General features: G+C 68.6%; 20 protein-coding genes. 5 read left to right on the forward strand and 15 right to left on the reverse strand.

Features of this window, described 5'->3' with window-relative positions:
• Positions 1-3 precede the first annotated feature (3 nt).
• From WD026_RS03970 to WD026_RS03990, 5 genes are all read right to left on the reverse strand, one after another.
• Complete coding sequence (locus WD026_RS03970; protein ID WP_425722347.1) at positions 4-711, reverse strand: aldolase; 708 nt, start codon at positions 709-711, stop codon at positions 4-6.
• Positions 708-2012: a 3-oxo-tetronate kinase gene (gene otnK / locus WD026_RS03975; RefSeq protein WP_425722348.1), complete on the reverse strand. Its 1305-nt coding sequence runs from the start codon at positions 2010-2012 to the stop codon at positions 708-710. Before otnK ends, WD026_RS03970 begins: the two co-directional genes overlap by 4 nt.
• Positions 2009-2902, reverse strand: coding sequence for an L-threonate dehydrogenase (gene ltnD / locus WD026_RS03980; RefSeq protein ID WP_425722349.1), 894 nt, complete (start codon positions 2900-2902; stop codon positions 2009-2011). The genes otnK and ltnD overlap by 4 nt, the downstream gene beginning before the upstream one ends.
• Positions 2903-2927: 25 nt before the next feature.
• On the reverse strand, positions 2928-4289 hold the full coding sequence (locus WD026_RS03985; RefSeq protein ID WP_425722350.1) for a GntP family transporter: 1362 nt from the start codon (positions 4287-4289) through the stop codon (positions 2928-2930).
• Between the two features lie 124 nt (positions 4290-4413).
• Positions 4414-5181: a FadR/GntR family transcriptional regulator gene (locus WD026_RS03990; protein ID WP_425722351.1), complete on the reverse strand. Its 768-nt coding sequence runs from the start codon at positions 5179-5181 to the stop codon at positions 4414-4416.
• Positions 5182-5297: 116 nt separating this feature from the next.
• Between WD026_RS03990 and WD026_RS03995 the strand changes: the two genes are divergently transcribed.
• Together WD026_RS03995 and WD026_RS04000 are read left to right on the forward strand one after the other, a co-directional pair.
• A complete protein-coding gene (locus WD026_RS03995; RefSeq protein ID WP_425722352.1) occupies positions 5298-5936 on the forward strand; it encodes an FMN-binding negative transcriptional regulator in 639 nt (212 codons plus the stop codon).
• On the forward strand, positions 5933-6526 hold the full coding sequence (locus WD026_RS04000; RefSeq protein ID WP_425722353.1) for a GDSL-type esterase/lipase family protein: 594 nt from the start codon (positions 5933-5935) through the stop codon (positions 6524-6526). Before WD026_RS03995 ends, WD026_RS04000 begins: the two co-directional genes overlap by 4 nt.
• Here the strand turns inward: WD026_RS04000 and opgC are convergent.
• Positions 6468-7670: an OpgC domain-containing protein gene (gene opgC / locus WD026_RS04005; protein ID WP_425722354.1), complete on the reverse strand. Its 1203-nt coding sequence runs from the start codon at positions 7668-7670 to the stop codon at positions 6468-6470. The two genes, WD026_RS04000 and opgC, sit on opposite strands and share 59 nt — an antisense overlap.
• An 86-nt stretch (positions 7671-7756) precedes the next feature.
• Between opgC and tadA the strand changes: the two genes are divergently transcribed.
• Together tadA and WD026_RS04015 are read left to right on the forward strand one after the other, a co-directional pair.
• Entirely contained in the window at positions 7757-9154 is a 1398-nt protein-coding gene (gene tadA / locus WD026_RS04010; protein WP_425722355.1) for a tRNA adenosine(34) deaminase TadA, read from the forward strand.
• A gap of 4 nt (positions 9155-9158) precedes the next feature.
• On the forward strand, positions 9159-10076 hold the full coding sequence (locus WD026_RS04015) for an LD-carboxypeptidase (protein ID WP_425722356.1): 918 nt from the start codon (positions 9159-9161) through the stop codon (positions 10074-10076).
• Between the two features lie 13 nt (positions 10077-10089).
• Here WD026_RS04015 and WD026_RS04020 read toward each other — a convergent pair whose 3' ends face one another.
• A complete protein-coding gene (locus WD026_RS04020; RefSeq protein ID WP_425722357.1) occupies positions 10090-10443 on the reverse strand; it encodes a hypothetical protein in 354 nt (117 codons plus the stop codon).
• Between the two features lie 174 nt (positions 10444-10617).
• Here WD026_RS04020 and WD026_RS04025 point away from each other — a divergent pair, with 174 nt between their 5' ends.
• Positions 10618-11565: an adenylate/guanylate cyclase domain-containing protein gene (locus WD026_RS04025; RefSeq protein ID WP_425722358.1), complete on the forward strand. Its 948-nt coding sequence runs from the start codon at positions 10618-10620 to the stop codon at positions 11563-11565.
• 3 nt (positions 11566-11568) lie between these two features.
• Here the strand turns inward: WD026_RS04025 and WD026_RS04030 are convergent, their stop codons facing one another.
• The 8 genes from WD026_RS04030 to WD026_RS04065 form a co-directional block, all read right to left on the reverse strand.
• Positions 11569-12363, reverse strand: coding sequence for an ABC transporter ATP-binding protein (locus WD026_RS04030; protein ID WP_425722359.1), 795 nt, complete (start codon positions 12361-12363; stop codon positions 11569-11571).
• Positions 12364-12392: 29 nt separating this feature from the next.
• Entirely contained in the window at positions 12393-13529 is a 1137-nt protein-coding gene (locus tag WD026_RS04035; RefSeq protein ID WP_425722360.1) for a succinylglutamate desuccinylase/aspartoacylase family protein, read from the reverse strand.
• Between the two features lie 9 nt (positions 13530-13538).
• Positions 13539-14258, reverse strand: coding sequence for an ABC transporter permease (locus WD026_RS04040; protein ID WP_425722361.1), 720 nt, complete (start codon positions 14256-14258; stop codon positions 13539-13541).
• Positions 14259-14273: 15 nt separating this feature from the next.
• Positions 14274-14960, reverse strand: coding sequence for an ABC transporter permease (locus WD026_RS04045; protein ID WP_425722362.1), 687 nt, complete (start codon positions 14958-14960; stop codon positions 14274-14276).
• Between the two features lie 12 nt (positions 14961-14972).
• On the reverse strand, positions 14973-15812 hold the full coding sequence (locus WD026_RS04050) for an ABC transporter substrate-binding protein (RefSeq protein ID WP_425722363.1): 840 nt from the start codon (positions 15810-15812) through the stop codon (positions 14973-14975).
• 246 nt (positions 15813-16058) lie between these two features.
• Positions 16059-17570, reverse strand: a complete 1512-nt coding sequence (locus WD026_RS04055; protein ID WP_425722364.1) for a tripartite tricarboxylate transporter permease — start codon at positions 17568-17570, stop codon at positions 16059-16061.
• 16 nt (positions 17571-17586) lie between these two features.
• A complete protein-coding gene (locus WD026_RS04060) occupies positions 17587-18075 on the reverse strand; it encodes a tripartite tricarboxylate transporter TctB family protein (RefSeq protein ID WP_425722365.1) in 489 nt (162 codons plus the stop codon).
• Positions 18076-18172: 97 nt separating this feature from the next.
• On the reverse strand, positions 18173-18805 hold the full coding sequence (locus WD026_RS04065) for an ankyrin repeat domain-containing protein (RefSeq protein ID WP_425722366.1): 633 nt from the start codon (positions 18803-18805) through the stop codon (positions 18173-18175).
• Positions 18806-18827 lie beyond the last annotated feature (22 nt).

Raw genomic sequence — 18827 nt, forward strand, 5'->3', positions numbered from 1 at the left:
CAATCACCAGTGGGCGCCAAAGTGCTGGCGCAGTTCGTCGATCCGGTCCTCGCTCAGCGGGACCGCGTGTTCAGGGCCCAGCTGGTTGAACAGCAGGGCGGTTTCTTCCAGTTCCTCCAGCACCGCCATGGCCTCGGTGGGGCTGTCGTGCCACACATTGGGACCCAGGCGGGCCAGCATCACGGCCCGCAGCAGGCGCCCCTGGGCGGCATGGCGGGCAATGGTCAGTGCCACGCGGTCGGCCGCGGCCGGATCACCCGGGCGGTGGTAGGCCACATGGGGCACGCGCCCGACCTTCATCACGAAGTACGGCGTGATGGCGGGCAGCAGCTCGGCGTCGGCCGGCAGGGTGCCGCCCGCGCGGCTGTCGGCGCGGAGGGAGGTGGCCACCAGCGCCCGGCTGTGGGTGTGGATCACGCAGCCGGCCGCGCGGCCGGCATCCCGCGTGGCCTGGTAGATGCGCCGGTGCAGCACGATGGTCTTGCTGGCCCGGTCGCCACCGATCTGCAGGCCCTGCGCATCCAGCCGCGCCAGCCGGGCCGGGTCGAGCGTGCCCAGGCAGGCGTCGGTGGGCGTGATGAGAAAGCCATCGTCCAGCCGCACGCTGATGTTGCCGGCAGTGGCGTGCACATAGCCACGCTCGAACAGGCTCTGGCCCACGCGGCAGATGGCGTCGCGGGCACGGGTCTCGGCAGACAGCAGCTCGGTCATGCGGGGGTGGTGGGGGTGGCAGCGCCCAGGGAACGGAACGCCTTGGTGAAGAAATCGGGCGTGCCGAAGTTGCCCGACTTCAGCGTGATGTGCAAGCCGCCCGGCGCATGCAGCGCGGCATCGGCCAGCGCATGGCACCACGGCACGCCGGGGTCGATCTGCGGGCCGATGCGCATCTGCGCAATGCCCAGCGCCTGCACGCAGGCACCCGAGGTCTCGCCACCGGCCACCACCAGCTGCTGCACGCCGAGGGCCACCAGGCCCCGGGCGATGTCGGCGATGGTGCGCTCCACCATGGCGCCGGCCTGTTCCACGCCCAGCTGGCCCTGGATGGCCTTGACGTCGCGCGGCTCGGCGGTGGAGTAGATCAGCACCGGGCCGCCGGCCAGGTGGGGCTGGGCCCAGGCCAGGGCTTCGGCACACACGTCCACGCCGGCGGCGATGCGCAGCGGGTCAATGGCCAGCGCCGGGCGGCCGGACTGGATGAAGTTCAGCACCTGGGCATTGGTGGCCGTGGAGCAGCTGCCCGAGACCACCGCCTGCAGCCCACGGGGTGCCGGCAGTTCGGCGGCGGTGATGGAGGGCGCCAGCCCGAAGTTGGCCGGCAGGCCGATGGCCAGGCCCGAGCCGGCGGTGAGCAGCGGCAGGGCGGCCATGGCCGGGCCCAGGCGCAGCAGGTCGTCGTTGGACACCGCGTCCACGATGGCCATGGCCACGCCCTCGGTGCGCAGCTGCGCGATGCGCTCGGTGACCGCCTGCGGGCCGCGCGCCACCACGCTGTGGTCGATCAGTCCCACGCGGCGGCGGGTCTGCGCCTGCAGCACCCGCACCAGGTTGGGGTCGGTCATGGGCGTGAGCGGGTGGTTCTGCATGCCGCTCTCGTTGAGCAGCACGTCACCGGCGAACAGGTAGCCCTTGAAGACGGTGCGCTTGTTGTCCGGAAAGGCCGGCGTGGCCACGGTGAAGTCGGTGCCCAGCGCATCCATCAGCGCCTCGGTGACCGGGCCGATGTTGCCCTGCGGCGTGCTGTCGAAGGTGGAGCAGTACTTGAAGTAGATCTGCTGCGCGCCCTGGGCCTGCAGCCAGCGCAGGGCCGCCAGCGACTGCGCCACCGCCTCGGCCGGGGGGATGGTGCGGGACTTGAGCGCCACCACCACGGCGTCGGCTTCGGTGTCGAGCGCGGCCGGTGGCACGCCGATGGTCTGCACCACCCGCATGCCGGCACGCACCAGATTGTTGGCCAGGTCGGTGGCGCCGGTGAAGTCGTCGGCGATGCAGCCCAGCTTCAGCGCCGCTTTCATGCCTGGCGCTCCGGCAGGGTGATGCCCGGGAAGATCTTGATGACCGCGCTGTCGTCCTCGCGGCCGAAGCCGGCGGTGGACGCCTGCATGAACATCTGGTGCGCGGTGGCGGCCAGGGGCAGCGGGAATTTGCTGGCCCGGGCCGTGTCGAGCACCAGCCCCAGGTCCTTGACGAAGATGTCCACCGCCGAGAGCGGCGTGTAGTCGCCGGCCACCACATGGGCCATGCGGTTCTCGAACATCCAGCTGTTGCCGGCGCTGTGGGTGATGACCTCGTACAGCGCAGCCGGCTCCACGCCTTCGCGCAGGCCCAGGGCCATGGCTTCGGCGGCGGCGGCAATGTGCACCCCGGCCAGCAGCTGGTTGATGATCTTGACCTTGCTGCCCGCGCCGGCCTTCTCTCCCAGGCGGTAGACCTTGCCGGCCATGGCGGCCAGCACGGCGTCGGCGGCGGCGTAGGCCTCGGGGCGGGCCGAGGTCATCATGGTCATCTGGCCTGATGCGGCCTTGGCCGCGCCGCCCGAGATGGGCGCGTCGATGTAGTGCACGCCCTGGGCCAGCAGCCTTTCTTCCAGCGCCATCGACCAGTTCGGGTCGACGGTGGAACACATGATGAAGGTGCTGCCGGCCTGCATGGCTGCGGCCGCGCCGTCTTCGCCGAACAGCACGGATTCGGTCTGCGCGGCATTCACCACCACCGACACCACCACCGGCGCGGCCGCAGCCACCTCGGCGGGGGTCTTCCAGGCGGTGCCACCGTCGGCCGCGAAGGCCTGGGCGGCTTCAAAACGCACATCGCAGGCGTGCACATGGAATCCGTTGGTGCGCAGGGTGCGGGCAATGCCGGCGCCCATGGCGCCCAGGCCGATCAGGCCAACGTGTCGTGTCATGTCGAGTTCCTCTCGGTCAGGGGCATCAGCCCATCAGGGCCCACAGCAGGGCGGTCAGCAGGAAACCGGCAATGCCCAGCACGGTGGTCAGCACCGTCCAGCTGCGCAGGCCGTCGGCCACGCTCAGGCCGAGGTAGCGGGTCACGATCCAGAAGCCCGAATCGTTGACGTGCGACAGGCCCAGGCCGCCAAAGCCGATGGCCACGGCGATCAGCGCCACCTGAACCGTGCTGTAGCCGCCGCTGGCCACGGCTTCGGCCAGCAGGCCGCAGGTGGTCAGGATGGCCACGGTGGCCGAACCCTGGGCCGCCCGCAGCGCCAGCGAGATCAGGAAGGCGGCCAGCAGCAGCGGCAGACCGGCCGCTGCAATGCTGCCGGACAGGGCGGCACCGATGCCGGTGCTGGTCAGCACCTTGGCGAACACGCCGCCGGCGCCGGTCACCAGGATCACGGTGGCGGCCGGGGGCAGGGCGGATTCCATCACCTCGCTGGTGTGGGCGTTCGACCATCCCTGGCGCCTGGCGATCATGAAGAAGGCCATGCCGATGGCCACCATCAGCGCGAACACCGGTGCGCCGATGAAGGACAGCACGCCGCGCACCGGGTCGCCCTTGGGCAGCAGGGTGGCACCGGTGGTGCCCAGCATGATCAGCAGCAGCGGCACGATGATGAGCGCCAGCACCACGCCCACGCCCGGGGCGGCCAGGCGCTCCTTCTCGCCGCTGCCGGCATCGAAGGCGGCGAACTGTTCGGCCGTGGCCGGCAGCATGGTGTAGCGGCGGCGGTTCAGCCAGCCACCCACGTACTGCGACAGCACCGCCAGCGGCAGGCAGATGGCCAGGCCCAGCAGGGTGATCCAGCCCACGTCGGCCTGCAGCACCGCTGCACCGCCCACGATGCCCGGGTGCGGCGGCACCACCACATGGGTGGCCAGCATGATGCCGGCCACCGGCAGGCCGAACTTCACCGGGTCCACCTTGGCGGCCTTGCAGAAGCCGTAAATGATGGGCACCAGGATGATGAAACCGACGTCGAAGAACACCGGGATCGACAGCACCAGGGCCGCAGCGGTGAGTGCCGCCGGCACGCGTTTCGGCCCGAGCCAGCCGGTGAACCGGTGGGCCAGGCTGCCGGCCCCGCCCGAGACCTCGATGACGCGGCCCAGCATGGCGCCCAGCGCGACCAGGATGGCCACCGAGCCCAGCGTGCCGCCCATGCCCTGGATGAGCGTGGGCACGATGTCGGCGGTCGGCATGCCGGCCACCAGCGCCACCAGGATGCTCACCAGCATCATGGCCACGAAGGCATGCACCTGAAAACGGATGATGAGGACCAGCAGCAGAACGACGCTGGCCAGGGCGATGCCGAGCAGGGCGGCGGTGGACATGGGATGGGTCTCCGTGAAAAACGGCAAGGACCGGGGGAGCCGGTCACCTGCCGTCGGGCTTTAGTCGTATGGTCATCATACAACTTGCAAGAGGCCAGCCACGATCCGGGTTATCACCTAGGCGTCATCGACGGGCCTGCAGCAGGGCCTGGGCGTAGCGCGCGCCGTCCTGCTGCCAGAAGGCCGGGTCGGCCTGCCCGATGCGGGCCGCAGCGTTGTGCATGTGGCGGGCCGCCGCGGCCCGGGCAGCGGCCGCATCGCCGGCCTCGATGGCCGCCACCAGGCTCTCGTGTTCGCGCAGCACATCGGCGGCAAAGTGCGCATGCCGCGCCTCGTTGGCGCGGGTCACCCGGGTGGCGTCCTGCAGGAACTGCGACAGGTAGTCCAGCGTGCGGATGAGGAACGGGTTGCCGGCGGCCTGCGCGATGGTGCGGTGGAAGGCCACGTCTTCCTCCACGCCGTCGCGCCCGGCGGCCACCGCCGCGTCGATGGCGGCCAGGGCACGGCGGATGGCCGCCACATCGGACGGCTGGCGGCGCTGCGCGGCCAGGTCGGCCACCTCGGCCTCCAGCGCACGGCGCACCTCGACGATCTGAAGCACGGCTTCGATGGACGCCGTGGTCTGGGGGTCGAACTTCAGCGGCTCCACATCGGGCTTGATGACGAACATGCCGCTGCCCTGACGGGCATCGACCAGGCCCAGCGAACGCAGCCGCGAGATGGCCTCGCGCACCACGGTCCGGCTCACCCCGAACTGCTGCACCAGGCTCTGTTCGGTGGGCAGCTTCTCGCCCTCGGCCAGGCGGCCCGAGCGGATTTCGGCCTCCAGCGTGGCGGCCACCTGATCGGCCAGGCGGGCGCCGGGTTTGACGGTCTGGAACGTGACGGACATGGAACGGTCTCGGTGGTGCGCCGACTCGGTGCCGACGAGGGCGAACTGTAGCGCGCTGCCGGACGGACGGTCAGCCCTCCACTAAACTGAAAAGCCCTGACCGTTCAGGAGTGCACATGTACCTGCCCCCCCAGTTCGCCGCCAAAGACCCTGCCATCGCGCCCCGCATCGTTCGCGACCACCCGCTGGCCCAGCTGATTTCGGTGGACGACCAGGGCCTGCCCTTCATCACGCCGCTGCCCCTGCACCTGATCGAAGAGGAGGGCGGTTTCACGCTGCTGGGCCATGTGGCCCGACCCAACCCGCACGCCGGCTTCCTGCGCCAGCGGCCCCGGGCCCGCGTGGTGTTCCAGGGCCCGCAGGCCTACATGTCGCCCCGGGTCTACACCGAGCGCCAGATGGTGCCCACCTGGAGCTACCTGGCGGTGCATGCCACGGTCGAGGCCCGCTTCATCGAGTCCTTCGACGACAAGGACCGCCTGCTCAAGCACCTGATCCACGACCACGACCCGGCCTATGCCGAGCAGTGGCGATCGCTGCCCGAGGACTACCAGCACAAGATGATGAACGGCATCCACGCCTTCGAGCTGCGGGTGCTGGAGTGGCAGTGCAAGGTCAAGCTCAACCAGCACCGGCCCCAGTCGCACGCGGCCATGCTGGCCGCCTACGAGGGCGGCACCACCGACGAGCAGGCCCTGGCCGCCTGGATGCGCCGACTGGGCCTCACCGGCGAACCGGCAGAAAGCCAGGCGTGAGCCGCTGGCGCGCCGAACTCGACGCCTTCGCCCTGGCGGACCGGCAGAACCCGCCGGTGCCCGGGGGCGTGCTGTTCGTGGGCAGCTCGTCCGTGCGGCTCTGGCACGGGCTGGAGACCGCGTTTCCCGAGGCCGGTGCGGTGCGGCGCCGGGGTGTGGGCGGCTCCTGCCTGTACGAATGGCCCGACTGGGTGGCGCCGGTGGTGCTGCCGCACCGGCCGCGCCTGCTCATGGTGTATGCCGGCGAAAACGACCTGACCGAGGGGCGTGGCCCCCACGACCTGCTGGCCAGCTTCATCCGCCTGACCGACCGGGTGCGCGCCGATCTGCCCGACACCCGCGTGGCCTACCTGTCGATCAAGCCCAGCCCGTCGCGCATGGCCTGGCTGGACGCCATGCGCGAGGCCAACCTGCTGATCCAGACCTGGGTGCTGGCCAGTCCGAACATGGACTATGTCGATGTGCACACCCCCATGATCGACAACGACGGTCGGCCGCGCGTCGAGCTGTTCGTGCGCGACCAGCTGCACCTCAGTGCCGAGGGCTATGCGCTGTGGCGGCAGGTGGTGTCGGCCCACCTTCGGCCCTGAGGGCACGCCGGGCACCGGACCGACCCCGTGCACGGCGCTCTTCCAGCGCCAGGACGGTCAGCAGCAGGGCCGCGAAGGCGCCCATGAGCAGCACCCCGTCGGTGGTCCAGGGCCGCTGCACCTGGGTCGATCCGAAAAAGGCCAGGGTGAACAGGGCCACCACCACATGGGCGCAGAACACGGCCAGTGACTGGCGGCCCAGCAGTTCCAGCGGGGCCAGACGCGGCAGATGGCGTGACAACCACGGCCCGGCGGCCAGCAGCAGCACCAGCACGCTGGCGAAATTCAGCACCCGCAGCGGTCCCAGTCCCCACTTGTCGAACAGCAAGGCCACGGCGGCCACGCCGGGCATGGGGTCCTGGCCCACGTTGTGGCGCCACACCAGCATGGTCAGGGCGTAGGTAGCGGCCGGCAGCACCAGCCACCAGGGCGGGCGCGGCAACGGTTCGCGGCGGCTGCCCAGCCACAGGCCGGCCACCCAAAGGCCCTGCCAGGCCAGCCAGTGGAAGGCGCCCATGTCGCGGTAGGGCACCGGGCTCCAGCCGGCCAGCCACGTGTGCAGCCAGGCACCGGCGTTCCATTGTTCGGCCAGCCACAGCAGCGCACTGCCGCACAGCACCAGCCCAAAGCCCTGGCGCAGGCCATGGGCCAGCAGCCACGGCGTGACCAGCATGAACACGGTGTACATGGGCAGGATGTCGAGCAGCGGCGGGTTGTAGACCAGCAGGCTGGCGGCCACCACGGCGGTCCAGGGCTGGGCCAGGTAGAACTCCAGCAGGCCGGTCACGCCGCCCTGGTGGTTGCGCAGGCCCAGCCAGGCGATCACGGTGAAGGCCAGCAGCAGCAGGGCCATCTGGCACAGGTACAGGCGCCGCGCCCGGGCCCACACGGCGGTGCGCATGGCTTCGTCGCCACGGCGCAGCGCCAGGCCGCCGTACACCCGGCCGACCATCACCGCCGACAGGAAGACGAAGCCCTCGGCCGCCGACACATAACCGAAGGGCTGGCCCAGGGGCAGTGAAAAGCCGGTGGGCATGTGGGTCAGCGTCATCAGCACCAGCAGCAGGCCACGCAGAGCGTCCAGCTCCCACTGGCGCGTGGAAGCCGGGTGCAGGGCGGTGGAGGGCAGGGGAGCGTGCGACATCAGGGTTAACCCAGGGCAACCCGCGATGATGCCAGAGGCCGCCGCGCCGACCCGGGAATACCCTGGGGCTGGCCTACACTCGACGGATGTCCCCCGCTTCTGCCCACGACCCGCGCGACGAGGCCTTCATGCGGCTGGCGCTGGACCAGGCCCGGGCCGCCGCCGCCCGCGGCGAGGTGCCGGTGGGCGCGGTGGTGGTGCGCAACGGTGAGGTGATCGCCACCGGCGCCAACGCCCCGGTGGCCGCCCACGACCCCACCGCCCATGCCGAGATCGTGGCCCTGCGGGCTGCGGCCGAGCGACTCGGCAATTACCGGCTCGACGGCTGCACCCTCTACGTCACCCTGGAGCCCTGCGCCATGTGCAGCGGCGCCATGCTGCATGCCCGGCTGGAGCGGGTGGTCTTTGGTGCCACCGATCCCAAGACCGGCACGGCCGGTTCGGTGACCGACTTGTTTGCCATGCCGCAGATCAACCACCACACCCGTGTCACCGGTGGTGTGCTGGCCGATGCATCGGCCGCGCTGCTGCGGACGTTCTTTCAACCCCGCCGGGTCAATGCCCAGCCCTTGCGCGACGACGCGCTGCGCCCGCCCGACGCCGCCTTCGCCGATCTGCCCGGCTTTCCGTGGCGGGTCCGCCATGTGCAGGATCTGCCGTCGCAGAACGGCTGGCGCATGGCCTACGTGGACGAAGGCCCGCCGGATGCGCCCATCACCTGGCTGTGCCTGCATGGCAATCCGGCCTGGAGCTACCTGTACCGGCACATGATCCCGGTCTGGACCGCAGCCGGTCACCGCGTGGTGGCTCCCGACCTGATCGGCTTCGGCCGCAGCGACAAGCCCAAGAAGGCCACGGCCCACAGCTTCGGTTTTCACCGCCAGGTGCTGCTGGAATTCATCGAACGGCTGGACCTGCAGCGGGTGGTGCTGGTGGTGCAGGACTGGGGCGGCATTCTGGGCCTGACCTTGCCCATGGCGGCGCCGCAGCGCTACCAGGGCCTGCTGGTCATGAACACGCTGCTCGCCACGGGCCAGGAGCCCTTGTCGCCCGGCTTTCTGGCCTGGCGCCAGATGTGCGCCGAGCGGCCCGACTACAGCGTCTCGCGCCTGTTCGCGCGCGGCAACCCGCAGCTGGGTGCCGCCGAGTGCGCCGCCTACGACGCACCTTTCCCCGACCGCGGCCACCGCGCCGCCCTGCGCGCCTTCCCTACGCTGGTGCCCGAACAGCCGCAGGACGAGGGCGCTGCCGTCTCGCGCGAGGCCGCCGTGTTCTGGTCCGAGCGCTGGCAGGGCCGCAGCCTGATGGTCATCGGCGCGGCCGACCCGGTGCTGGGCGAGCCGGTCATGCGCCGGCTGCACCGCTGCATCCGCAACTGCCCCGAGCCCGTAGTGCTGTCGCAGGCCGGGCATTTTGTCCAGGAGCACGGCGAGCCGGTGGCGCGCCAGGCCCTGGTCCATTTCCAGTCTCCTTCTTCACCCTGAGCCCATGAGCCACATCTACATCTACTCCCCGTCCAGCGCCGTGCGCGACAAGGCCGCGTTCCGCCGCGGCGTGAAGCGGCTGCAGGCGCTGGGCCACGAGGTCGAGATCGACCCGGCCGCCCTGACCGCCCACATGCGGTTCGCCGGGGACGACGCCACCCGCCTGGAGGCCATCGGCCGGGCCGCCGCCAGCGGGGCCGACGTGGCCCTCATCAGCCGCGGTGGCTACGGCCTCACACGCCTGCTGCCGGCGCTGCCCGGCAAGGCGATTGCCAAGGCGGTGCAGCGCGGCACGCACTTCGTGGGCCTGAGCGACTTCACCGCCTTTCAGATGGCGGTGCTGGCCGGGCAGGGCACACCGACCTGGGCGGGTCCGGCGCTGGGCGAGGACTTCGGCGTGGCCGGCACGCCCGACGACATCATGGAAGCCTGTTTCGACGATCTGCTGGTCGGCCACGGGGAGGGCACCGGCTGGCGCCTGCCGGCGCCGGACGCCGCCACGCTGCCCGAGCGCGGCCTGCACATCCGCCAGGCCACGCTGTGGGGCGGCAACCTCAGCGTGCTGTGCAGCCTGGTCGGTACGCCCTACATGCCGGACATTCGGGGGGGCGTGCTGTTCCTGGAGGATGTTAACGAGCACCCGTACCGCATCGAACGCATGCTCACGCAGCTGCTGCACGCCGGCGTGCTGGGCCGGCAGAAGGCGGTGCTGCTGGGGCGCTTCACCGGCCATCAGCCGGTGGCGGGCTACGACCGGGGTTTCGGCATGAACACGGTGGCCGCCTGGCTGCGCATGCAGATCAAGGCGCCGGTGCTGGGCGGGCTGCCGTTCGGGCATGTGCCCACCAAGGTGGTGCTGCCGGTGGGGCAGCCGGTCGATCTGGCGGTACAGGGACGCGATGCCCTGATCTTCTGGGGATGACGCGGTGAACGGCTCAGCGGCCCGGCACGCGGCAGGATGCGATCAGGCTGGCCGGAATGCGGCCTTCAAACAGCGGCAGCAGGCGCTGCACGCGGGACACGGCTTCGGCTTCGCCGTGGAGCTGGCTCAGTGTGGCCACCACCTCGGAGCGCGCGTACCACAGGGCCTGCGCATCGTGCAGGAAGCGCAGGCGACGCGAGAGCGTGGGGTTCAGGCGGTGACCGTCCTCACCCAGCACGTCCAGCATGGCCTGACGAACCGGCTCGACCGGGTCGGCTTCGGCGGCTCCCGGGTGGCGACGTGGTCCGTCGTGACCCAGAAGCAGGGCCGACAGGCTGTGGGGCAATCCCTGCTTGAACAGACGCATGGTGCAGATGTGTCAGGTGTAACGTGGCGTTCAGGATAAGCTGGCCTCATGACAGCCGCAATTCATGATGGCCCTGTGAACAAAAAAAACAACAGTCAAATCATGCGGTTAGCATTCGATATTGAGTTTTTGCATTAACCTTGTAATACCTAAGACCGCGAGTTGCTGCTCGACATGCCCGATCTGACCATTGCCTTCGCCGATCTCACCGGCAGCGTTTCGGTGTTCGAAGCCCTGGGCAACGACCGGGCCACCAAGGCCATCACCCGCATCACCCAGTGGATCGGCGCCAAGGCGCAGGAGCACGGCGGCACGGTGGTGAAGATGCTGGGCGACGGCGTGCTGATGTCGTTTCCGGACTCGCGCCGTGCCATCGAGGCCTGCGTGCAGGTGCAGACCGAACACACCCAGCGGGTGCAGCAGTGGCCGGCGCCGCTGAAACTGCAGCTGCAGATCGGTCTGGCGCGCGGGCCGATCGTGCTGGTGGACGGCGACTGTTTCGGCGATGCGGTCAACATGGCGTCGCGCCTCAGCGACCTGGCGGGCCCGGAACAGATCCTGGCGTCGGCCAGCGTCATCGAGGCGCTCAGCCCCGGCAGCACGGTGCGTTACCGCAACCTGGGCCCCATGCAGATCCGGGGCAAGACCGATCCCAGCCACGTCTACCGCATCGAATGGCAGACCGAGGTGAACTCCGATTTCCTGACCGTGCCCGCTGCGCTGCACATGCTGCCCCAGGGGCGGGGCGCCAAGGGGGGCGGCATCGAGCTGAGCTGGCTGGACACCTCGCGGCGTTTCACCATGGCGGAGTTGCCGGTGGCCATCGGCCGGGTGGCCGAAGCCCAGTTCACCGTGTCCGATCCCCGGGTGTCGCGGCTGCATGCGCGCATCGACCACCGCTCGGGCAACTTCACGCTGGAAGACACCAGCAGCTACGGCACCTGGGTCCGGTTCGAGGGCAGCCAGCAGGTGATTGCACTGCGGCGCCAGGAATGCGTGCTGCACGACAGCGGCGAGATTGCCATGGGCGCACCCTTCACCGACTTCACCGCGCCCACGCTCAAGTTCCGCCTGGCCCGCGACGCCATGGAACTCTCGCGGCCCCCCAGAACCGGGGGCTGAGCCTCACTTCAGGTTGCCCTTGAGGAACTGGGCCAGGCGCTCGCTCTTCGGGCGGGCCAGCACCTCGGCCGGCACGCCCTGTTCCTCGATGCAGCCCTTGTGCAGGAAGATGAGATGGCTCGACACCTCGCGGGCAAAGCCCATTTCGTGGGTCACCACCAGCATGGTCCGGCCTTCTTCGGCCAGCAGCTTCATCACCCGCAGCACCTCGCCCACCAGCTCGGGATCGAGCGCGCTGGTGGGTTCGTCGAACAGCATCACGGCCGGTTCCACCGCCAGTGCCCGGGCAATCGCCACCCGCTGCTGCTGACCACCGCTCATGTGGGCCGGGTAACGGTCTTCCACGCCTTGCAGGCCCACGCGCTCCAGGTACTTGCGGGCGGTCTGCACCGCCTGGTCGCGCGGCACGCCCAGCACATGCACCGGCGCTTCGATGATGTTCTGCAGCACCGTCATGTGGGCCCACAGGTTGAAGTGCTGGAACACCATGGCCAGCCGGGTGCGAAGGCGCTGCAGCTGCTCGGCCTTGACCGCCTGCAGTTCACCGGCCTTGTCGGCCTTGAGCTCCAGCTCTTCACCGCCCAGGACGATGCGCCCGCTGTTGGGCTTTTCCAGCAGGTTGATGCAGCGCAGCAGCGTGCTCTTGCCCGAGCCCGAGCTGCCGATCAGGCTGATCACGTCGCCCGCACGGGCCTGGAGCGACACGCCCTTGAGCACCTCGTTGGCACCGAAGCGCTTGTGGATGTCGTGCACCTCCAGCAAGGGGCGGGTGTTGGCCGGTGCTGCAGCGTCGGTCATGGGATGGGGGGAGTCAGGTTTCAGGGAGGTCAGGCACCCAGCAGGGGCCCGGTACGGAAGGCATGTTCGCCGGCGATCTTGCCGATCTCGGCGCCCGCCACCGCATAGCGGCTGGACACACGCGCATACAGCACGCCAGCCACGCCGGCGCGCACGGTGTGCACACGGGATTGCCCGGGTGCGGTCGGATCGATCACATCGGCCACCGGATCGCCCACGGCCAGGCGGTCGCCGGCTTTCGCTCGGTAGGCCACCACGCCCGGCACCGGGGTGTGCAGGGTTTCCGAGCCGGCCAGCGGGGTGGGGCGGCAGGGCAGGGGTGGCAGGGCAGGGGCATCACCGGCCACGGCACCCACATGCACCAGGAAGGCCTGCAAGGCCTGGGCGTCGCGTGTGGCGTGCTCGTGCAGCACGTCGGCCTCGCCGCGCAGTTCCACCGTGGTGCTGGCACAGCCTTGCGGCAGCGGGTGGTTCAGGCCGGCCGCCTTGAGGCGGTCGGCCAGCTGCCACCACTGGCCCGACAGGCATTCATCGAACGGACCACCACCGGAGTCCTTGGCCAGCAGCACGGCTTGCGCGCCCAGCAGCCGGGCCAGCGGCTCCAGCGGCGGCCAGCAGGCTTGCTCGGCGTAGAGGTGCATCACGGCTTCCCAGTCGCAGTGCAGGTCCAGCACCAGGTCGGCATCGTGGGCCAGCTTCAGCAGGTGGCGGCGCAGGCTCTGCAGTTCGGTGGCGGGTTGCCACGCGTCCAGCCAGGCGGCGGTGAGCTGGCGCACCGCCTGCACGTTGCGGGCCGGGTCATCGGTGAGCAGCGGCTGCAGCGGTTCCCAGACGGCCTGGGCCAGATCGGGGTAGTGGCGGTTGAAGTTTTCACCCGTGTCCAGCTCGAACCGCCCCATGGGCTTGTGGTCCAGCCGCTGGTTCAGGCCGATGGGGTTGGCGGCCGGCACCAGCACCACATGGCCCCGCAGGTGCCCGGCCGCTTCCGCGGCTTCCAGCCAGCCGCGCAGGTGGTGCGCCACCAGCATGCCCGGCAGTTCCTCGGCATGCAGGCTGGCCTGTATGTAGACCTTGGGACGTGCCTGCGGATCACCAAAGCCGAACGACACGAGTTGCTTGCAGGACCCCAGGCTGGGGCTGAGCAGCGGATGTTCGGTGCGCGTCATGGCGGGTCTTCAGTGGGCGCGGGGCGCCAGATGGGCCAGGAAACGGCGCTCGGCCAGGCGGAACAGTCCCACCAGGCTGAAGGTGATGGTGAGGTAGATGGCGGCCGCCGCGATGTAGGCCTCGAACGGCAGGTAGAAGTCGGAATAGATGCGGCTGGCAGCCGCCGTGACGTCCAGCATGGCCGGCACCGCGCTGGCGATGCTGGTGCTGTGCAGCATCATCACCACCTCGTTGCTGTACGCGGGCAGGGTGCGGCGCAGGGCACTGGGCAGCACGATGCGGCGCATGGCCTGCCACGGGCTCATGCCCATGGCCTGGGCGGCCTCGATCTCGCCGGCGGCGGTTTCGCGGATGGCGCCTGCGATCATCTCGGCGGTGTAGCCGGCCGTGTTCAGGCTGAAGGCCAGCAGCGCACAGAAGAACGGGTCCTTGAAGTGGGTCCACGGCCACACGGTGTCCCAGCGGTCCTGCACCCATTCCAGCTGGGCAATGCCGTAGTAGATGAGGTAGAGCTGGATCAGCAGCGGCGTGCCCCGTATCACATAGGTGTAGGCCCCGACCACCCAGCGCAGCACCGCGATGCGGCTGACCAGCGCCAGGGCAAAGACCAGGGCCAGGATGCCCCCGATGATCAGCGAGGACAGCAGCAGACCCAGGGTGGTGAGCAGACCCTCGCCGTACATGGCCAGGGTGTCCGGTCGGAAGATCACCTCCCACTTCATCGGCATCGGCTCCGGGTGGGATCAGACGTGTCCACGGCGCACGCCCATGCTGAACCGCCGCTCCAGCCAGCGCAGGCCCCACAGCGACACCGAGGTGTAGACCAGGAACAGCGCTGCCGCGAACAGGTAGAAGGTGAAGGGCTCGCGGGTGGCCGAACTGGCCTGCTTGGCGAGGTACGTCATTTCATGCAGGCCGATCAGGCTGATCAGCGCCGTGGCCTTGATCAGCACCAGCCAGTTGTTGGTGAAACCGGGCAGGGCGTAACGCACCATCTGCGGCAGCGTGATGCGCAGGAAGGTCTGCAGCCGACCCATGCCGAAGGCCCAGGCGGCTTCCATCTGGCCTTTGGGGATCGAGAGGATGGCGCCCCGGAAGGTTTCCGTCATGTAGGCACCGTAGATGAAGCCGATGGTGAGCACGCCGGCCAGAAACGGATTGATGTCCACCGTCTTCTTGCTGCCCAGCGCTTCCATCAGGTGATTCAGGCCGATGGTGCCGCCATAGAAGATGAGCAGCATCAGCACGAGTTCGGGAATGCCACGCACCAGCGTGGTGTACACGGTGGCCACCGCCACAGCCAGCGGACGACCCGACAGCTTGGCGGCAGCACCGATGAGCCCCAGCACGATGGCCACCAGCAAGGCGGCCAGCGAGACGCCCACCGTCAGGAGGGCGCCTTGCAGGATGGAGCTGAAATAGCCGGACAAACCTGGGTGTCCTTACTGGCCGTAGACGTCGAAGTCGAAGTACTTCTTGGCGATGGTGTCGTAGGTGCCGTTGGCGCGGATGGCCTTGATGGCGCCGTTGAGCTGGTCCTTGAGCTCGGTCTCGCCCTGGCGCAGGGCCACGCCCACGCCGTAGCCGAAGTACTTGGGCTCCTTCAGCTCAGGACCCACGAAGCCATAACCCTGGCCTTCGGGCTTGCTCAGGAAACCACCGGTGACTTCCACGCGATCGGCCACGGTGCCATCCAGACGGCCCGACTTGATGTCGAGGTAGACCTGGTCCTGCGCCTCGTAGGGCACCACGTTCACGCCCACGGTCTTGAGTTCGCCCATGGCGTACTTTTCCTGGGTGCTGCCCTTGAGCACGCCGATCTTCTTGCCCTTGAGCGAAGCCAGGTCGGTGAACTTGGTGTCGCTCTTCACCACGATCTGGCTCGGGGTGTTGTAGTACTTGTCGGTGAAGTCCACCACGGCCTTGCGCTCGTCGGTGATCGACATGGAGCTGATGATCACGTCGTACTTCTTGGCCTGCAGACCGGGGATCATGCTGTCCCAGACCTGCTCGACGTACACGCACTTGCGCTTGATCTCGGTGCACAGCGCCTCGGCGATGTCCACGTCGAAGCCGGTGGGCTTGCCGTCGGCGGTCTTGAAGGTGAACGGCTGGTAGGTCGGGTCGATCGCGACCTTCAGCTCGGGCATCTCGGCCGGAGCAGCAGCCGGTGCAGCGGCCGGTGCCGGTGCCGGAGCGGCGGCAGCGGGCTCTTCCTTCTTGCCGCAGGCGGCCAGGGTCACGGCACCGATCAGGGTCAGGGAGAAAAGCAGGTGTTTCATGGTTTCACGTTCGGCAGATCGAAGCTGCCATGGGTTGTGGAGGCGACGAATTGTAGGTCGCGAACGGTCGTTCGACAGGGCCACCCAAGGGGGTATTTACCTGGGTGGAGTGGCACCTGGGCAGGCCGCCGGACTGAGCTTCACGATCCGTCTCCTTATATTTACATAATATACATCGTGGAATCTCAAGGTGTCGACGAAAACCGCCATCGCTGGCGGTTTCCTGGTCATGGGACGACGGCAGCGTCAGTCTTCCACGAAGGCCTCTTCGCGCTTCTTCTTGATCGACGGCAACAGCACGATGGCCAGCAGCACCAGGGCCGCGACCAGCAGCGAGGCCGAAATCGGACGCGTCACGAAAACACTCCAGTCGCCGCGCGAGATGAGCAGCGCACGCCGCAGGTACTCTTCCATCATCGGACCCAGGATGAAGCCCAGCAGCAAGGGCGCCGGCTCGCAGCCCAGCTTGATGAAGCCGTAGCCGATCAGGCCGAACAGCGCCACCATCCAGATGTCGAAATTGTTGTTGTTGGTCGAGTACACGCCGATGGCGCAGAACAGGATGATGGCCGGGAACAGCCAGCGGTAAGGCACGGTCAGCAGCTTGATCCAGATGCCGATCAGGGGCAGGTTCAGGATCACCAGCATGGCGTTGCCGATCCACATGGACGCGATCAGGCCCCAGAACAGCTCCGGGTTGCTGCTCATCACCTGCGGTCCGGGCTGGATGTTGTGGATGGTCATGGCACCCACCATCAGCGCCATCACGGCGTTGGGCGGGATGCCCAGCGTCAGCAGCGGGATGAACGAGGTCTGCGAGCCGGCGTTGTTGGCCGACTCGGGCGCTGCCACACCACGGATGTTGCCCTGGCCGAAAGGCACCTCGCCCGGCTTGAGCTTGGTCTTCTTCTCGATGGTGTAGGCCGCAAACGACGACAGCAGCGCGCCGCCACCCGGCAGGATGCCCAGCACCGCGCCCAGCGAGGTGCCGCGGATCACCGCCGGCAGCATGTTCTTGAAGTCTTCGGCCGTGGGCATGATGCCGGTCACCTTGCCGGTGAAGACCTCGCGCTTCTCTTCCGAGTGCGACAGGTTGCTGATGATCTCGCCGTAGCCGAACACGCCCATGGCGATCACCACGAAGTTGATGCCGTCGGTGAGTTCGGGAATGTCGAAGGTGTAGCGGGCCACGCCCGAGTTCACGTCGGTGCCCACCAGACCCACCAGCAGGCCCAGCACGATCATGGCCAGGGCCTTGATCAGCGAACCCGAGGCCAGCACCACGGCACCGATCAGACCCAGCACCATCAGCGCGAAGTACTCCGACGGCCCGAAGCTCAGCGCCACCTCGGTCAGCGGCGGCGCGAAGGCGGCCAGCACCAGAGTGCCGACGCAGCCGGCGAAGAACGAGCCCAGACCGGCAGCCGCCAGCGCAGGGCCTGCCCTGCCCCGTCGCGCCATCTGGTAACCGTCGATCACGGTCACCACCGAGGACGATTCGCCCGGCAGGTTCACCAGGATGGCGGTGGTCGAGCCACCGTACTGCGCGCCGTAGTAGATGCCGGCCAGCATGATGAGAGCCGACACCGGCTCCAGGCCGTAAGTGGCCGGCAGCAGCATGGCGATGGTGGCCAGCGGGCCGATCCCCGGCAGCACGCCGATCAGCGTGCCCAGCAGGCAGCCGACGAAGGCGTACAGCAGGTTCTGGAAGGTGAACGCGACACCGAATCCCAGCGAGAGGTTGTTGATCAGATCCATGGCAGGTGTCTCCGGGTCAGGCGGTCAGGAACGCAGGCCACACCGGGAACTGCAGGTTGAGCATGTAGACAAAGGCGCCGTAGCTGCCCACGGCCAGCACGGTGGCCAGCACCAGCGAATGCTTGATGTTGCCGCCCGGCTGGGCAAAACCCGCCACGATGACCAGCACATAAAGGGCCACCACCAGACCGAAAGCCGGGATGCCCAGGGCGGGAACACCGACCAGCAGCGCACCGAACAGCAGATTGGCGCCGAGCACGAAGCACAGCGGGCGCCAGGCGATCGAGCCCACCGGGTCGCCGTCGGCGCCCCCCTTGCGGAACGACTGGATGGTGACGATCACGCCCAGCACGGTCAGCAGGATGCCCAGCATCATGGGGAAATACCCGGGTCCCATGCGGGCGGCGCCGCCCACTTCGTATTCACGGGCGCCCAGCGCGAACGAGGCCCCCACGATGGTGAACATCAATCCCGACAGAAAATCTTTTTGACTGGCCAACTTCACGACGTCTCCTCAGATGGAAGGTGGCCGGGATTGTCCGGCGTGCGCCACACCCCGCAAATGTGGGTTACACCTACTCAGGGGACGTGGACAGCGGCCCTCACCAGGTGCCACGGGGTTGCCGGGCCCTCACGAATGCCGCAATGATGCCGGCGGCCTCGGCCCGGTTGGCGCGGTGGGCAAAGTCGATGGCGGTCAGCCCCAGCTTGTTCTTCAGCAGCGGGTCGGCACCCTCTTCCAGCAACAGCTTGACCACCGTGGTGTTGCCGTACTGGGCGGCCATCATCAGCGGTGTCGATCCGTTCGGGGATTCCGCATCGATGTAGGCGTGGTGCTCCAGCATGAGCCGGGTCATGTCGGGCGCCGCCGGGCCGGGGAAGGTGGCAGCGTAGTGCAGCGGGGTCCAGCCGGGCTTGTTGACTTCGGCCCCCCGCTCGATCAGGCCCCGTGCCAGGTCGAGACGGCCCTTGATGGCCGCGATCATGAGCGGCGTCTCGTTGCTGGAAGACCGGGACTCGACCTTCACCTCCGGGCGCGAGATCAGGAACGCCGCCGCGCGCCAGGCCTCGGCCTTCATGGCCAGGAACAGCGGGTGTTCGCCTTGCGGGTTGACCGTGTTCAGGTCGAAGCCCCGCGCGGCGAGGTCTTGCAGGGTATCGGCGTCGTCCCGCTGGATGGCGCTGAAGAAGCGTTCAAACGAGTTTGCCTGGGCCAGCAGTGGCCATGCCGCCATGGCCAAAAATGATTTAAGAACA

Source organism: Hydrogenophaga sp. R2 (assembly GCF_049843595.1).
GTDB lineage: Bacteria > Pseudomonadota > Gammaproteobacteria > Burkholderiales > Burkholderiaceae_C > Hydrogenophaga.

Excerpts from the sequence above, each read along its gene's own strand:
- WD026_RS03970 (WP_425722347.1), bottom strand. The coding sequence starts at position 711 with ATGACCGAGCTGCTGTCTGCCGAGACCCGTGCCCGCGACGCCATCTGC.
- otnK (WP_425722348.1), bottom strand. The coding sequence starts at position 2,012 with ATGAAAGCGGCGCTGAAGCTGGGCTGCATCGCCGACGACTTCACCGGC.
- ltnD (WP_425722349.1), bottom strand. The coding sequence starts at position 2,902 with ATGACACGACACGTTGGCCTGATCGGCCTGGGCGCCATGGGCGCCGGC.
- WD026_RS03985 (WP_425722350.1), bottom strand. The coding sequence starts at position 4,289 with ATGTCCACCGCCGCCCTGCTCGGCATCGCCCTGGCCAGCGTCGTTCTG.
- WD026_RS03990 (WP_425722351.1), bottom strand. The coding sequence starts at position 5,181 with ATGTCCGTCACGTTCCAGACCGTCAAACCCGGCGCCCGCCTGGCCGAT.
- WD026_RS03995 (WP_425722352.1), top strand. The coding sequence starts at position 5,298 with ATGTACCTGCCCCCCCAGTTCGCCGCCAAAGACCCTGCCATCGCGCCC.
- opgC (WP_425722354.1), bottom strand. The coding sequence starts at position 7,670 with ATGTCGCACGCTCCCCTGCCCTCCACCGCCCTGCACCCGGCTTCCACG.
- tadA (WP_425722355.1), top strand. The coding sequence starts at position 7,757 with ATGTCCCCCGCTTCTGCCCACGACCCGCGCGACGAGGCCTTCATGCGG.
- WD026_RS04015 (WP_425722356.1), top strand. The coding sequence starts at position 9,159 with ATGAGCCACATCTACATCTACTCCCCGTCCAGCGCCGTGCGCGACAAG.
- WD026_RS04020 (WP_425722357.1), bottom strand. The coding sequence starts at position 10,443 with ATGCGTCTGTTCAAGCAGGGATTGCCCCACAGCCTGTCGGCCCTGCTT.
- WD026_RS04025 (WP_425722358.1), top strand. The coding sequence starts at position 10,618 with ATGCCCGATCTGACCATTGCCTTCGCCGATCTCACCGGCAGCGTTTCG.
- WD026_RS04030 (WP_425722359.1), bottom strand. The coding sequence starts at position 12,363 with ATGACCGACGCTGCAGCACCGGCCAACACCCGCCCCTTGCTGGAGGTG.
- WD026_RS04035 (WP_425722360.1), bottom strand. The coding sequence starts at position 13,529 with ATGACGCGCACCGAACATCCGCTGCTCAGCCCCAGCCTGGGGTCCTGC.
- WD026_RS04040 (WP_425722361.1), bottom strand. The coding sequence starts at position 14,258 with ATGCCGATGAAGTGGGAGGTGATCTTCCGACCGGACACCCTGGCCATG.
- WD026_RS04050 (WP_425722363.1), bottom strand. The coding sequence starts at position 15,812 with ATGAAACACCTGCTTTTCTCCCTGACCCTGATCGGTGCCGTGACCCTG.
- WD026_RS04055 (WP_425722364.1), bottom strand. The coding sequence starts at position 17,570 with ATGGATCTGATCAACAACCTCTCGCTGGGATTCGGTGTCGCGTTCACC.
- WD026_RS04065 (WP_425722366.1), bottom strand. The coding sequence starts at position 18,805 with ATGGCGGCATGGCCACTGCTGGCCCAGGCAAACTCGTTTGAACGCTTC.